The organism is Angustibacter sp. Root456 (genome assembly GCF_001426435.1).
Taxonomy (GTDB): Bacteria; Actinomycetota; Actinomycetes; order Actinomycetales; family Angustibacteraceae; genus Angustibacter.
Genome location: NZ_LMER01000019.1, coordinates 156,778 through 171,462 on the forward strand (window position 1 = coordinate 156,778; position 14,685 = coordinate 171,462).

At 74.9% G+C, this 14,685-nt stretch carries 15 protein-coding genes; 13 read left to right on the plus strand and 2 right to left on the minus strand.

Annotation, left to right across the window (positions count from 1 at the left end; genetic code table 11):
* The first annotated feature begins 34 nt into the window (after positions 1-34).
* Genes ASD06_RS14135 through ASD06_RS14195 form a run of 13 tightly spaced genes read left to right on the plus strand, consistent with a single transcriptional unit; the run spans position 35 to position 13,075 of the window.
* Entirely contained in the window at positions 35-1,213 is a 1,179-nt protein-coding gene (locus ASD06_RS14135; RefSeq protein WP_056678968.1) for a thiolase family protein, read from the plus strand.
* Complete coding sequence (locus ASD06_RS14140) at positions 1,210-2,730, plus strand: 3-hydroxyacyl-CoA dehydrogenase NAD-binding domain-containing protein (protein ID WP_200942221.1); 1,521 nt, start codon at positions 1,210-1,212, stop codon at positions 2,728-2,730. The genes ASD06_RS14135 and ASD06_RS14140 overlap by 4 nt, the downstream gene beginning before the upstream one ends.
* The gene (locus ASD06_RS14145; protein ID WP_056678971.1) at positions 2,730-3,863 is read left to right on the plus strand and encodes a CaiB/BaiF CoA-transferase family protein; all 1,134 of its coding nucleotides are present in this window, start codon (positions 2,730-2,732) and stop codon (positions 3,861-3,863) included. The genes ASD06_RS14140 and ASD06_RS14145 overlap by 1 nt, the downstream gene beginning before the upstream one ends.
* Complete coding sequence (locus tag ASD06_RS14150; RefSeq protein ID WP_056678973.1) at positions 3,860-4,708, plus strand: SDR family NAD(P)-dependent oxidoreductase; 849 nt, start codon at positions 3,860-3,862, stop codon at positions 4,706-4,708. Before ASD06_RS14145 ends, ASD06_RS14150 begins: the two co-directional genes overlap by 4 nt.
* Entirely contained in the window at positions 4,705-5,556 is an 852-nt protein-coding gene (locus ASD06_RS14155; RefSeq protein ID WP_200942222.1) for a CoA transferase subunit A, read from the plus strand. Before ASD06_RS14150 ends, ASD06_RS14155 begins: the two co-directional genes overlap by 4 nt.
* Positions 5,553-6,323, plus strand: a complete 771-nt coding sequence (locus ASD06_RS14160) for a hypothetical protein (protein WP_200942223.1) — start codon at positions 5,553-5,555, stop codon at positions 6,321-6,323. Before ASD06_RS14155 ends, ASD06_RS14160 begins: the two co-directional genes overlap by 4 nt.
* Positions 6,320-8,593, plus strand: coding sequence for an acyl-CoA dehydrogenase family protein (locus ASD06_RS14165; RefSeq protein ID WP_056678979.1), 2,274 nt, complete (start codon positions 6,320-6,322; stop codon positions 8,591-8,593). Before ASD06_RS14160 ends, ASD06_RS14165 begins: the two co-directional genes overlap by 4 nt.
* Positions 8,590-9,366: an enoyl-CoA hydratase gene (locus tag ASD06_RS14170; RefSeq protein WP_200942224.1), complete on the plus strand. Its 777-nt coding sequence runs from the start codon at positions 8,590-8,592 to the stop codon at positions 9,364-9,366. Before ASD06_RS14165 ends, ASD06_RS14170 begins: the two co-directional genes overlap by 4 nt.
* Positions 9,363-9,767, plus strand: coding sequence for a hypothetical protein (locus ASD06_RS19180; RefSeq protein WP_056678982.1), 405 nt, complete (start codon positions 9,363-9,365; stop codon positions 9,765-9,767). The genes ASD06_RS14170 and ASD06_RS19180 overlap by 4 nt, the downstream gene beginning before the upstream one ends.
* Positions 9,764-10,138 (plus strand): MaoC family dehydratase, encoded by a 375-nt coding sequence (locus ASD06_RS19185; RefSeq protein ID WP_056678985.1) that lies wholly within the window; start codon positions 9,764-9,766, stop codon positions 10,136-10,138. The genes ASD06_RS19180 and ASD06_RS19185 overlap by 4 nt, the downstream gene beginning before the upstream one ends.
* Entirely contained in the window at positions 10,135-11,055 is a 921-nt protein-coding gene (locus ASD06_RS14185) for a MaoC family dehydratase N-terminal domain-containing protein (RefSeq protein ID WP_056678988.1), read from the plus strand. Before ASD06_RS19185 ends, ASD06_RS14185 begins: the two co-directional genes overlap by 4 nt.
* A complete protein-coding gene (locus tag ASD06_RS14190) occupies positions 11,052-11,975 on the plus strand; it encodes an acyl-CoA thioesterase II (RefSeq protein WP_056678991.1) in 924 nt (307 codons plus the stop codon). Before ASD06_RS14185 ends, ASD06_RS14190 begins: the two co-directional genes overlap by 4 nt.
* Entirely contained in the window at positions 11,972-13,075 is a 1,104-nt protein-coding gene (locus tag ASD06_RS14195) for an NAD-dependent epimerase/dehydratase family protein (protein ID WP_056678994.1), read from the plus strand. Before ASD06_RS14190 ends, ASD06_RS14195 begins: the two co-directional genes overlap by 4 nt.
* 70 nt (positions 13,076-13,145) lie before the next feature.
* Here ASD06_RS14195 and ASD06_RS14200 read toward each other — a convergent pair whose 3' ends face one another.
* Together ASD06_RS14200 and ASD06_RS14205 are read right to left on the minus strand one after the other, a co-directional pair.
* Positions 13,146-13,997: a hypothetical protein gene (locus tag ASD06_RS14200; RefSeq protein WP_056678996.1), complete on the minus strand. Its 852-nt coding sequence runs from the start codon at positions 13,995-13,997 to the stop codon at positions 13,146-13,148.
* A complete protein-coding gene (locus ASD06_RS14205; RefSeq protein WP_056678999.1) occupies positions 13,994-14,482 on the minus strand; it encodes an RNA polymerase sigma factor in 489 nt (162 codons plus the stop codon). The genes ASD06_RS14200 and ASD06_RS14205 overlap by 4 nt, the downstream gene beginning before the upstream one ends.
* Positions 14,483-14,685: the final 203 nt, after the last annotated feature.

Consider the following 14,685-nt stretch of genomic DNA (forward strand, 5'->3'; position numbering starts at 1 on the left):
GACCAGCACAGAGCACCAGGAGACGGAGACCGAGATGACCAGAGAAGCCTTCCTCGTGGGTGGCGTCCGCACGCCCCACGGCCGCTACGGCGGGTCGCTGCGCGACGTTCGGGTGGTCGAGCTCGGCGGTCTCGCCGGTGAGGCGGCGCTCGAGCGCGCGGGCCTGCCAGGTGACGCGGTCGACGAGACGATCGTCAGCAACTGCCGGCAGGCCGGCAACGGCCCCAACCCCGGCCGGCAGATCTCGCTGCGAGCCGGTGTGGCACAGCACGTCCCCGCGCAGACGATCAACATGGCGTGCGCGTCGGGCCTGAAGACCGTGCAGCTGGCCCGCCAGTCGGTGCTGTCCGGCGAGGCCGACGCGGTGCTCGCCATCGCGGCCGAGAGCATGAGCACGATGCCCTTCATCGCGCCCTACTCGTTGCGGTGGGACGGCGCCCGGCGCGGTGACATCACGCTGGCCGACGGGTGGAAGGACGGCGGAACCGACCCGATCTGCGGGCTGAACATGGGTCAGACCGCGGAGAAGGTGGCCCAGAAGTTCGGCGTCTCGCGCGAGGCCCAGGACGCGTGGTCGGTGCGCAGCCACCAGCGGCTGCTGCGCGCGTGGGAGGAGGGCCGCTTCGCCCACGAGGTCGTGCCGGTCTCGACCGACGACGGCAGCCTCGACCAGGACGAGACCGTCCGCCGCGACACCGACCTCGAGCGGATGGCCCGGCTGCGGCCGGCGTTCCAGCAGGACGGCACCGTCACGGCCGGCAACTCCAGCCAGATGGCCGACGGCGCAGCGGCTCTCGTCGTGGCGAGCGGCGAGGCGGTCGAGCGCCACGGGCTGGTGCCCCGCGCTCGGATGCTGTCGTTCGCGGCCGTCGGCGTCGACCCCAGCATGATGGGCATCGGGCCGACGCACGCGATCCCGCTCGCGCTGGAGCGGGCCGGCCTCGATGTGGGCGCGGTCGACGTGTTCGAGATCAACGAGGCGTTCGCCGCGCAGATCGTGCAGAACGTCACCGAGCTCGGGTTGGACGAGGAGCGGGTCAACGTCAACGGCGGCGGCATCGCGCTCGGCCACCCCACCGGCCAGAGCGGCCTGCGCATCGTGGTGTCGCTGATGAACGAGCTCGAGCGCCGGGGCGCGCGCTACGGCGTCGCGAGCCTGTGCGTCGGCGGAGGGCAGGGCGTCGCCGCGGTGATCGAGAGGGTGCAGGCGTGAGCGACCTGGACGGCCTTCGGGTCGTGGTCGTCGGGCTCGGCCCGATGGGCCGCGGTATCGCGCGGGTCTTTGACCGGGCCGGCGCGCAGGTGCGCGTCGTCGACGTGACACCCGAGGCGACCGCGGCCGGGCTGGCCGCCATCGACGACGACGCCCGCGCGGACGGCGACACGCTGGGGTCCGTGACCGGCCACACCCTCGAGGAGGCGGTGGCCGACGCCGACGTGCTCGTCGAGGCCGTCGTCGAGAACATGGACGTCAAGCGCGACCTGCTCGCCCGCGTGGCGGCCGCCGGGCCGTCGGACCTGCTCGTCGCGAGCAACACGTCGTCCTTGAGCGTCAGTGAGATGGGCCGCGCGCTCGGCGACCCCGAGCGCCTGGTCGGGCTGCACTTCTTCAACCCGCCCACCAAGATGCGGCTGGTCGAGGTGATCCTCGGGGCGGGCACGAGCGACAAGGTGGCGGCCCGTGCGCGCGAGCTCGTGGAGGCCATCGGCAAGACGCCGGTGGTGTGCCGCGACTCGCCGAACTTCGTCGTCAACCGGGTCTGCCGACCGCTGTACTACGAGGCCCAGCTCCTTGCGGCGCAAGGGATCGAACCCGCCGTGGTGGACGCTGCCGCCACCGGCGCGCTGGGACACCCGATGGGGCCGCTGACGCTGCTCGACTTCACCGGGCTGCACACGCATCTCGCGTCGTCCGAGACCGCCCTGCGCGAGTTCGGCGACCCGCGCTACCGACCGATCCCGCAGGTGCGCGGGCTCGTGCGGGCCGGGATGACGGGGCGCGCCGCGGGGCGCGGGTTCTACGACTACGCGGTCGAGAAGCCGCGCGACGCCGTGCAGCGCGTGGTGCGCCGCCCCGGCGACGCGGGCGGCGCGAGCGTCGCCTTCTCCGGCCCGGACGCCCCCGCGACGGAGTCGACGTCCTCCACCGGCACCGACGGCGATGGCGTCGTCGTCTACTCGTGCCACGGGGCGCCCACCACGCAGGACGTCTCGGCGGTGCGCGAGCTCGTCGAGGGCGGCGCGCAGGTCGTCGTCGACAGCTCGGACGGCGGCTGGCTGGAGGTGCTGCCGGACGGCGTGGGTTGGCTGCGGCTGCACCGCTCGCCGCGCGGCGAGGCGTTCGCGGAGGTCGTCCACGACGAGGTGGCCGGCATCCGTCCGACGCCGGCCGTCGCGATGGTGCTGGACGCCCTGGGCGCAGCGAGCGTGGAGGTGCTGGCCCTGCCCGGGTTCGTTGCCGACCGGCTCGCGCACTGCATGGTCAACGAGGCCAGCGTCGTCGTGGAGGAGGGGACCGCGACGGCGGACGACGTCGACGTCGCCCTGCGGCTCGCGATGAACCACCCCACCGGCCCGTTCGAGCGGCTGGCCCAGGACGGCCCGGCGCGCGTGCACGCGTCGCTGCGCTCGATGGCCGACCTGTTCGGCGACCCGCGCTACCGGCCGTCCCAGCTGCTGCGTCGCCAGGCCCTCAGCAGGGACGCGGCGCCGGCGCGAGGCACGAGCTGATGGTGCCGGCGCCCTTGCGGGGACTGCGGGTCGTCGACCTGAGCCAGTACATCGCCGGCTCGGTCTGCGGCCAGCTGCTCGCCGACTTCGGCGCCGAAGTGCTCAAGGTCGAGCCGCTCGCCGGCGACCCTTCGCGGGCCCTGCCGGGCAGCCGCTTCGGCAGCCCCTACTTCCGGACGTACAACACCGGCAAGCAGGCGACCGCCCTCGACCTGCACGACGCCGGTGACCGTGGGCGGCTCGACGAGCTGCTCGCGGACGCCGACGCGCTGGTCATGAACTTCGGCCTACGCACCCGCGAGCGGCTGGGCCTGGACTGGCCGGCGCTTCACGCAGCCTTCCCGCGGCTCGTCGTGACGCTCGTCAGCGCGTACGGCGCAGACGACGCACGCACCTGCTTCGACTCGATCGCGCAGGCGGTCAGTGGTTTCGCGCTGCTCAACGCCGCCGAGGACGGCCGGCCGCGGATCAGCGCGGGCTACCCGACCGACGTCCTGAGCGGGCTCTATGCCGGGTTGTCGACGGCCATGGCCCTCGCGGACGCCGAGCGTACCGACGGCCTGCTGGTCGACGTCGCGATGAGCGAGGTCGCGGTGGCAGCGCTGACCGGGCCGGCGGCCCTGGTGGCCGCCGAGGAGGGCACGTTCCGGCCGGGGCGAGGCAATGCGGACGCGGCGACCGCGCCGTCCAACGTCTACCGCTGCACGGACGGCTTCGCGTACGTGTACGCGGGCCTCGACAAGCACTGGTCGCGGTTGCGTCCGGTGCTGGAGGCGGACCTCGGGCCCCTGGCGGACACCGACGCTCAGCAGCGGCTCGCCGATCCCGGCCGATGGGACGACGTGGTCGAGGCGTGGACCCAGCGCCGTTCCGTCCGAGAGGTCTGCGACCTGATGGCGGCGCTCGACGTACCGGCCGGCCCGGTGCGCGACCCCGTGGAGGCGCTGCGGGCGACCCGGGCCGAGCGGCCGGGATCGGTCGTCGTCCAGGGGGACGACGGCGCCGGCGTCCCGCAGCTGCCAGTGACGTTCGACGGCGTGCGCCCGTCGCGCACGGCGGCACCCGCTCTGCCCACCGCAAACCGTCCCGATCGCATTGCTGCGCAACCACTCCAGGAAGAGGCCACCCGATGACGACGCCCACCGCCGCACCGAACGACCGGGCCGCCGCGCGCGAGCGCGCCGACGTGCGTGTGCTCGCCGAGGGCGCGCTGACCGGCCTGAGCGCCGTGGTCACCGGCGCCGGCAGCGGCATCGGTCGCGCCGCCGTGGCGCGGCTGGTGGAGCTCGGCGCGACCGTGACCGGCATCGGCCGGCACGAGGAGACCCTGGCCGGCACCCGTGAAGGGCTGACCCGGCCGGACTCCTACGACTACCGCGTGTGCGACGTCCGGGACACCGACGCCGTGACGGCGGCGCTCGCCGAGGTCGCTGACGCGCGCGGCCTGGGCCTGCTGGTGAACAACGCCGGTGGTCAGTTCTTCGCCCCGGCCGTCGACATCACCCCGGGCGGCTGGCGCGCGGTGCTCGACCTCAACCTGACCAGCGTCTTCCACCTCACCCGCGCCGCCTACCCCTACCTCGCTCGCAGCCACGGGAGCGTCATCAACATCTCGTTGTCTGGCGTCGAGCGCGGCGGCATGGGGATGGCGCACTCGATCGCGGCACGTGCCGGCGTCCTGGGCCTGACCCGCACCCTCGCGCTGGAGTGGGCGGCCGACGGCATCCGGCTGAACTGCATCGGCCCGGGCACCGTGCTGACCCACGCGCTGAGCGACGAGGCCAGCGGGCACGTGCTCGGCAAGCTGGTCGACCGGGCGACGCCCATGAAGGTGCCCACGCCGGTCGAGGACGTCGCCGAGCTCGTCGCGTTCCTCGCCAGCCCGGCCGGCGCGCTGATGACCGGCCAGCTGATCCAGATCGACGGTGGCGCGCACCTCGGCCAGGGCCTGCACATGCTGCCCGAGGCGTACGCGTGAGCGGATCGGAGCCGATGGACCTCGCGGGGGCCGTAGCGCGGTACGTCCGGCCCGGGACGAGCGTCTACCTCGGCAACTTCGGCGCCCAGCTGTTCTGCGTCGGTCACGAGATGGTGCGGCAGGGCCTGCGCGACCTCGACCTCGTGATCGCCTCTGGCGGCCTGCTGATGGACCAGCTGCTGGGTGCGGGCACGCTGCGCTCGGTGACCTACGGGCACTGCTGGAGCGCCGTCGGGCCGTCGCCGGCCTGGTGCTTTCGCCGCGCCGCGGAGTCCGGGGACACCAGCGTCGAGCGGCACGAGCTGAGCCTGGGCCTGCTGACCGCAGCCCTCACCGCCGGAGCCTGGGGGGTGCCGTTCATGCCGGTGCCCGACCTGCCCGGCACCGGCTACGTCGACGAGGACTGGTCGAACGGGCGCCTCGCCGAGGTGGGCAGCCCGTTCGGTGCCTCGCGGGTCGTCGCCGCACTGAGCCCGGACGTCGCCTTCGTGCACGTCGACCTCGCCGACGCGCAGGGCAACGGAGCGGTGCGCGGTCCGCTCGGCGAGGTGCTCGTCGCGGCGCAGGCGTCGTCCAGCGTGGTGTTGGTGGCCGAGGAGGTCGTGAGCACCGAGCAGGTGCGCGACGCGGGGATCACGGTGCCCGGCGTCCTGACGAGCGCGGTGGTGCACCATCCGGGGGCGGTGCTGCCGGACGGCGCCATCGGCCGCTACCCGCGCGACGTCGAGGCCTTCGAGTCCTACTCCCGTCGCTCGCGCACGGCGGAGGGCTTCGCGCAGTGGCTGACGGACGAAGTGCTGCACGGGCAGCGCCCGGCGGCGCCCGACGTGACGACGGTGGCCCGGTGACGACGCGGCCCGCGACCCCGGTGCTGGACTTCCTGGTGCGCGCGGCCCGCGAGTACCGGCGCGGCGGCTGGGTGTTCACCGGATTCCACTGGCCAGTCGTCGCCGGCCAGACGGCCTACCGGCTGCGCGGCAACGACTTCACGCAGGTGTTCGAGGCCGGCGCGAGCACCCACGAGGCCGCTGCCGAGCTGCCGACGAGCACCACCGACTACCCGGCGTACGGCAACGCACTGGGCTTCACGGGGACCACGGCCGACGTCCTGCTCGGCATGGGGCGCCGGTTCGACCGCGTGGTGCTCGACGCGAGCAACATCGACGTCCGCGGGTGCGTCAACTCCTCGTTCGTCGGTGACCTCGCGCGACCGACCGTGCGGCTGCCCGGCGGCGGAGGCGCCCCTGACATCGCGGCCCGGGCGCGCGAGCTCGTGTGGCTGCACGGCGGGGGCGACCTGTCGCGCATCCAGGCGCGGGTCGAGCACGTGACCGCCGCCCCCGGGGCGAGCTCGCTGGTGCGGCTGCACACCCGGTGGGGCGTGGCTCGGCTCGGCGCCGAGCCCGTGGTCGAGGAGGTGGCGCCCGATGTGCCGGGCCACCAGGAGTGGCTCGAGCACCTGGCCGGCCTGGGCGTCGCGGCATCCGGGGCCGTCGAGCGGGCGCCCGTCCAGGACGACGAACGCGCGGCGGCCGCCCACACGCTGCGGGACGCCGCGCGCCGCGGGTACGGCGTGGCGCGCAAGGCCGTGAACGAGATCGAGGAGGAGCGATGACCGTGACCGCGACGACGACGGACCGGGCACCGGAGGACCTGCGGACCCTGCGCGCCGAAGTGCGCGCGCTGGTGGACCGCTGGCAGGACGAGGGCCGGTTCACTCCCGGCTGCGACGCGTGGCTGCGCTCCTACGACCTCGACTTCAGCCGCGAGCTCGGTGCCCACGGCTGGATCGGCATCACCTGGCCGACCGAGCTGGGCGGTGGCGGTCGCAGCAACCGCGCCCGGCTCGTCGTCACCGAGGAGCTGCTGCGAGCCGGTGCACCCGTTGCGGCGCACTGGATCGCGGACCGGCAGATCGGCCCGGCCATCCTGCGGTACGGCTCGCCGGAGCTGCAGCGCACCTACCTGCCGAGGATCGCCTCGGGCGAGGCGACCTTCTGCCTCGGCATGAGCGAGACCGAGTCCGGCTCCGACCTCGCCTCGGTGCGCACGACGGCCACGCCGGTCGAGGGCGGCGGCTGGCGCGTGCGCGGCCGCAAGATCTGGACCAGCCAGGCGCACCGCTCGACGCACGCGTACCTGCTGGCCCGCACCTCGCGGGGCGAGAGCAAGCACGAGGGCCTCACCGAGCTCCTGGTCGACATGTCCGCCGAGGGCGTCGAGGTGCGGCCGATCTACGACCTGCGCGGCGAGCACCACTTCAACGAGATCACGTTCGACGACGTCCTCGTGCCCGCGGACCACCTCCTCGGCGAGGTCGGCGGCGGCTGGGGCCAGGTCACCGAGCAGCTGGCGTTCGAGCGTGGCGGCATGGAGCGAGTCCTCAGCACCTACCCCCTGCTCGCGGCGGTCGTGGACGAGCTGGCCGGGGCCGATGGCGACCTCCCGGTGGGCTCGGCGGCAGCCGTCGGCACGGCCCTCGCGCGGCTGCACACGTTGCGGCAGATGGCCTGGCGCATCGCGGCGGCGGTGGACGCCGGGGATGCTCCCGTGCTGCAGGCCGCCATGCTCAAGGACCTCGGCACGACCTTCGAGCGGGACGTCGACGAGCTCGCGCGGGCCGTCGTCGACGTCGAGGCCGACCCCGCGGCGGGGGGTGTCGCCGGCCTGCTGGCCCAGGGGGTGCTCGCGGCGCCGGGGTTCTCGATCCGTGGCGGCACGACCGAGGTGCTGCGCACGATCATCGCCCGAGGCGCGAAGAAGGCGGTGTCCGGCACCCAGGACGGCGGCGACCTGCGCAGCCTCGCGGACGACGTGCTGTCCGGTCGCGGGGGTGAGCCGGACGGGCTGCCGGCGGTGTGGCAGACGGTGGTCGAGCTCGGCTGGCCCGGCGTCGGCCTGGCCGAGGAGGACGGCGGATCGGGCGGTGAGCCGGCCGACCTGGCCCAGCTCGTCGAGGCGACCGGCCGGCACGTCGTGCCGGTGCCGCTGGCCGAGGCCGCGCTCGCCGCGCGCCTGCTCGCGGGCGCCGGGTTCGAGCTGCCCGACGGCGTGGCGGTGCCGGTGCTCGGTGCCCGGGGCGAGCAGATCGGCGTCCACCGTGACGCTGGTTCCGACGCGTCCGACGGCGTCGTCCTGAGCGGGCTGGTGCGGCGGGTGCCGTGGGCGCGGACGGCGGACCACCTCGTCGTGCTGGCCCGCGGCGACGACGGCACCGACCTCGTCGCCCTGGTGCCTCGCGACGCGACCGGGGTCGGCCTGACGGAGGGATCGAACCTCGCCGGGGAGCCGCGCGACGACGTCCGGCTGGACGACGTGCGGGTGCCGGGGAGCCAGGTGCGGTCCGCCGACACCACCGCGGACGACGCCCTCGCGTGGGCGGCGCTGCTGCGCGCGGCGGCCACCGTCGGGGCGCTCGAGACCGCCGTGGCGCACACCGTCGAGCACGTGAGCGTGCGCGAGCAGTTCGGCAAGCCGCTGCTGCGCTTCCAGGCGGTCGCCCAGCAGGTCGCCGTCATGACGTCCCAGCTCGCGCTGGCGCGCACGGCCACCGCCTTCGCGGTCGGTGCGAGCCAGGGCGCGGCCGGCGTCGACCAGCGGGCGGTGGCGGTCGCGGTGGTCGCCGCGGCCACGGCGGCCACGGAGGTCGCCCGCGCAGCGCACCAGCTGCACGGTGCGATGGGCGTGACCCGCGAGCACCCGCTGCACCTCGCCACCCGCAGGCTGTGGTCGTGGCGCGACGAGTGCGGGGGCGAGCGGCGCTGGGCCGCAAGGCTGGCCACCGACCTCGTGCCGGGCGGCAGCGATGCCGTCTGGCGCTGGCTCACGCAGGACGAGACGGACACCGCGACCGACGACACCACCGACCAGGGGAGCCCCTCGTGACCGACGACCGCAGCACCGGCCAGCAGCTGGTGCGGCTCACCGAGCAGGACGGCGTGTGGACGCTGCTGCTCGACGACCCCGAGCGCCGCAACGCCATCTCACCGACGCTGCAGCGCCAGCTGGGGGAGGCGGTCGACGCGGTCGCGGCGGCCGACGACGCGCGCGCTCTGGTGGTGGGTGGCACGGGGTCGAGCTTCTGCGCCGGCGCTGACCTGCCGGCGGTCTTCGGCGACACGAGCCGTTCGGTGGCGACGCTGCGGGACGACCTGCACACCGTGTACGACTCCTTCCTGCGGCTGCTCGACCTGGGCATCCCGACCATCGCGGCGGTGCAGGGGCCGGCGGTCGGCGCGGGTCTGAACCTCGCGATGGCCTGCGACGTGCGGTACGTGGGCCCGCGCGCGTCGCTGGCCGCGACCTTCACCCGGATCGGCCTGCACCCGGGCGGCGGCTGCACGTGGTTCCTCGTGCGCGCCCTCGGCCCGCAGCGGGCGCTCGCGCTGCTGCTCGACGGCGGCGCGATCGACGCCGAGCAGGCCGTGGCGACTGGCGTGGCGCTGAGCCTGGAGGACGACCCGCTCGCCGCGGCGCAGGAGACCGCGCGCCGGTGGGCGGCCATCGACCCGCAGCTCGTGCGGGACGTCAAGACCTCCGTGCGGACGGCGCAGACCGGAGGTTTCGCGGCGAGCCTGGACTTCGAGTCCTGGGCCCAGGCGTCGTCCGCCACCAAGCCGCAGGTGCAGGAGGTCGTGGCGAGGTTCCGCAAGCCGTGACCGCCTCGTCTCCGCCCGACCGGCTGCTCACGGTCGCCGACCTCGACAGCCACGGCGAGTGGCTCGTCGTGGACGCCGGCCCCAGCCTGGAGCGCGCGTACCGCGAGGTCACCGGCTGGGCGGGCGAGCAGGCTCCGGCCGGCCTCGCGTCGGTGGTGGCCCGCCGTGCGTACACCCGCGGGCTCGCGATGCCGCCGGGCGGCGTGCTGCGCGAGATCCGCCAGACCCTGCTCGGGCCACCGCCGTCCGACGGCCGATACCGCGTGCAGGTCGCAGCCGCCGTGGTCGGCGAGCGCTCGGGGCGCCGGCGGGTCGAGGTCGACGCCGAGGTCGCGAGTGCCGTCGGCGATCCCGTGGCACAGGTCGGGTTCAGCCTCGACTGGCCGGCCGGTGCCGAGTGACGACCTCGCCGCGCTCGCAGGCCGCGAGCGCGCCGCCGCCCGGCCCCGTCGTCCTCGACGTGACGCCGGACCTCGTGGCGCGCTGGGCGGACGTGGTCGACGACCACAACCCGCTCCACCTGGACCCGCAGTTCGCGGCGGGCACGCCGTTCGGCGCGCCGATCGCCCACGGCTCGCTGGTGTTCGCGCTCGCGTGCGACGCCGCCCAGGCCGCCGGCGCAGGTGACGGGACCCTCGCCGTCCGGTTCACCGCCCCCGTGCCGGTGGGCTCCCGGCTCGTGGTGGGCACCGGACCGGACGGTGCCCCGGACGTCCGCTGCGGCGCGGACCAGCCGGTCCGCGTCACCCTGACCCGAAGGAGCACGTCGTGACCTCCCTGCCCGACCTCGACGCGCTGGCCGAGCGGTGGCAGGTCACGGCGTCCGACCTCGTCCGCTACGCCGCGGCGTCCCTGGACCTCAACGACATCCACCAGGACGACCGGGCCGCCCGGGCCGCCGGCTTCGAGGGACGGATCGCCCACGGCATGCTGACCCTCGGACGCGTGCTGGCCCGGCTGGCGGACGCCGTCGGCCCGCGCGGCATCGCGTCCTGCTCGGCGCGGTTCAGCGCGCCCGTGCGCCCCGGCGTCCCGCTGTCACTGACCTGGCAGGAGCAGCCGTCCGCCCGGCCGGCGGGCCGCGCGCTGCGCGCGACGGTGACGGCCGGTGCGGCGCAGCCGGCCACCGCGCTGGTGCTGGACGTCGAGCTCGCCGACGGATCCACGGCACAGGTCGCCGAGGATTCGACGGACGGCTTCACGTCCGCCCTGCACCACGGCGAGCTGCTCGCCGACATGCGGCTGCTCGTCGAGCGCGGCCCGGCGCAGCAGCTGGCCCGGGCGGTCGGCGCGCAGGCGCCCTGGTACGTCGACCCGGCAGCGGCGACCGCGGTCGGGCTCGACGGGCTCGCCGTCGTCCCGACGCTGCCCTTCGTCCTGCCCGGCTGGGGCTGGTTCGCCGACCTCCAGGACGACGCAGTCGGCGGCGCACCGGATGCCGTCGAGGACTCGCGCCGGTGGGCCGGCACCAGCGACGCCGTCGTGCACGCGGGGCAGGGCTTCACGTTCCACCGCCCGATCGTCGTCGGCGAGCTGCTGCGCTCGCGGCAGCTGCGCACAGGGGGCTTCACCCGCGAGGGCCGCGCGGGCACGTTGCGGTTCACCGAGGTCACGCAGGTGCTCACGGGCGCGGACGGCGCGCTCGTCGCGACGTCGGTCGCCACGCTGCTCGCGACGGGCCCGGCGTGAGCGCCACGACGGTCTCGCCCGCGCTGGGGGCGCTCCTGGGCCGACTGGACCTCGTCGCCGACGGACCCGACCGGTTCGTGTCGAGCGGAGACCACGAGGGCGTCGTCCGGCTGTTCGGCGGCCAGGTGGCGGCCCAGGCGCTCGCGGCCGCGGGTCGCACGGTCGCGCCCGGCCGTCACGTCCACAGCCTGCACGTGAGCTTCCTGCGTCCCGGCGACCTCCACGCGCCGTTGCGGCTGGACGTCACGCGGCTCAAGGAGGGGCGGGCATACGACGTCCGCCGCGTCGACGTGACGCAGCAGGACGCGCTGGTGCTCACCGCCACGGCCTCGTTCCACGTGGACGAGCCGGGGCCGGAGTGGTCGCAGGGCGCGGCCGCCGACTGGGACGGCACGGCCCCTGCCGACGTCGACGACGTGGACGCTCTTCCCCGGTGGGAGGAGCAGTTCGCGGGCCGGCTGGACCGGCTCAGCCCGCTGTGGCGGCGGTCGCGCCCCATGGACCTGCGCTACGTCGGGACGCCACCACCCCTGGACGACGATCTCGCGCCGGGATCACGCTGCGCGCAGCGCGTCTACGTGCGCGCCGACGGTCCGCTACCGGACGACGAGCTGATGCACGCCTGCCTGCTGGTCTACGCCACCGACGCCTCGCTGCTGGAGACGGCGGTCCTGCCGCAGGGGGTCGTCTGGGCGGACGGCGCGTTCGAGGGCGCCAGCCTGGACCACGGGCTGTGGTTCCACCAGCCGCCGCGCGCGGACGGGTGGCTGCGACTCGACCAGCGCGCGGTCGCCCTGGGGGGCGGTCGAGGCACGGCCGCTGGCCGACTCGTGGACGCCGAGGGCCGCCTCGTGGTCACGGTGGTGCAGGAGGGCTCGCTGCGCCCGGTGCACGGTGACACCTGGATGGCCGGCCGGTGAGCGCGACGCAGCAGGGCACCGTGCTCGTCGTCGGGGCGAGCGGTCTGGTGGGTGCTGCGAGCGTCGAGGCGTTCTCCCGCAACGGGTGGGACGTGATCGCGATGTCGCGCCGTCGGCCCGAGGTGGAGCCGGGCACGCGGTTCCGGCACGTGGCAGTGGACCTGCGGGACGCCGCGGCGACGCGCGCCGCCGTGATCTCACCCGAGCTGCGCGGCGTGACCCACGTGGTCTACACCGCGGTGCACGAGAAGCCGGGGCTGGTGCGTGGCTGGCGCGACGAGGACCAGATGCGGACGAACCTCATCATGCTGCAGAACCTGCTGGACCCGTTGTGCGACAACGGCCGGCTCGAGCACGTGACCCTCCTGCAGGGCACCAAGGCCTACGGGGTGCACCTGCACCCGATCCGGGTGCCCGCCCGCGAGCGGCACCCGCGCGACGAGCACCCGAACTTCTACTGGCTGCACGAGGACCACCTGCGCCGCAAGGCCGAGGAGACCGGACTGCGGTGGACGATCCTGCGCCCGCAGCTCGTCGTCGGGCCGACCCACGGCGTGGCCATGAACCTGCCGCCCGTCATCGGTGCGTATGCCGCGGTGTGCCGCGAGCTCGGCGTGCCGTTCGCCTTCCCGGGGGGTGCGGCGTACGTGACCGAGGCGGTCGACGTCCGGATCGTCGCGGACGCCGCCGTGTGGGCCGCCACCGCGCCGCAGGCCTGGGGCGAGCACTTCAACCTGACCAACGGCGAGGTGTTCGGCTGGCGCGACCTGTGGCCCGCGCTGGCTGAGGAGCTCGGGGTCGAGACCGGTCCGGACGAGCCGCGGCGGTTGGCTCAGTTCCTGCCCGAGCACGAGGCCGAGTGGGACGCGGCGGTCCGCAGGCACGGGCTGCGGCCGCTCCGGCTGGCTGAGCTGTTGGGAGAGTCGCACTTCTACGCCGACTTCTGCTTCGCTGCGGGCGCCGAGCAGGCACCACCACCGGCGTTCGTCAGCGTGGTGAAGGCGATGCAGGCGGGCTTCACCCGCACATGCGACACCGAGCTGTCGTTCCGGCACTGGCTGCGGGCCCTGGTGAAGAGCAAGGTCATCCCCGGCGGCTGAGAGCCGCCAGTGTGCAGCCGTGTCCAACCAGTGCCGGATCGATCGCGTCCTCCCCGCCTGAGCCGCCGCGTCAGCGGAAGACGCACGTCTGCCCCGCACCGATCCGGGTGACGACGTTGGAGGGACCGGTGCCGTCCAACCCGCCCGCGAGACCGCCGGCGACCGACCACTCCGGTCCCACCGTGCCCGTGGTGACGTGGACCTTCGCGAAGGCGCTGCGCAGGTCGGCCAGCGTGCTACCGAGCCCGATACCGTCCGCCGTCGTGAGGCGCTGGGTGCTGGGCTGCGCTGGCACCCGGCTGGTGACGGTCCACCCGACGAAGCGGTCGCCGTCGAGGTAGAGCGAGAGCACCTCGGCGGCCGTCGGGAAGGCCAGCACCTCGATCGAGGGACCGCAGTCCGGCAGGGCGTTGCGGGCTCCCGCCACGCCGAACAGCGAGGACACGACCTGGGCGATGGTGGTGGACGAGGTCGTCGCGAACGGCTCGTGCCGGATGGACGACGCGCCGCTGACGTACCCCAGGCCGTCCGGCTCGAGCACCACGGGCACCTGCATCGTCGGGGCCGTCGGCGAGGACGTCGACGGGGACGACGAGGGGGACATGGAGGGGGACATCGAGGGGGACATCGAGGGGGACGCCGTCGAGGTCGGGTCGGGTGACGTCGTCGGAGCTGCGGACGACGTCGCCGTGGGCGTCGCGGTGACCGGGAGCCGGGGGCCGCCACCGTCGTGCCCCAGCGCGACGGCTGCGACCACGGCCACGAGCGCGAGAGCGCCCCCTGCGCCGACGGCGGTCTGCTTGGCCTGTCGGCGCCGGGCTCCCCGGTGCAGCACCGCGGGGTCGAGTGCGGGCGGCGGCGGCAGGGGTGCGAGCAGGTCGTGGAGCGCATCGTGCAGGTCGTCGTGCCGGTAGTCGCTCATGCGTTCTCCAGACTCGTGCGCAGCGCGGCGCGGCCGCGGGAGGCGAGGGACTTGACGGTGCCGACGGAGCAGCCGAGCTCCTCGGCGCACTGGGCCTCGGACAGATCCAGCCAGTGCCGCAGGACGACCGCCTCGCGCTGACGGGTCGGAAGGGCGGCCAGCGCCTCGAGCAGTCGGAGCCGCTCGATGCGGGCGTCGACGTCGTCGGGCTGCCGGTCGGTGTCGGCACCGACGGTCGCGGCCTCGTCCCGGGACCGCTCCCGCCGGACCCGCAGCCGGCGGTGGTGGCTGTGCGAGGCGTTGACGATCATCCGGCGCAGGAACGCCGGGGGGTTGTCGACCGGACGCAACCGCGCGGCCAGCGTCGCGAAGCAGTCCTGCACCAGGTCCTCGGCCACCGCGCGGTCGCCGGTCAGCAGGTACGCGAGATCGCGGGACTGCCGGGCATGGCCGGCGTACAGCTCACCGAGGGCAGTCGGGGTCACGGGTCTCCTCCGCTCGCGGGGGCAGCGTCGCCCTCCCGGTGTGTGACGGCTGAGCCCGGCCAGAGGTTGCCGCACGTCACAGCATGAACCGAACCACGCTGCACCGCCCGGCCCGAGAGCAACCGCGCCAGCGCCTGGTGTTCGGCGTCAGCGTCCGTGACACGGCGGCATCGTGGTGGCTGCGCATCGCAGGCGATGCGCAG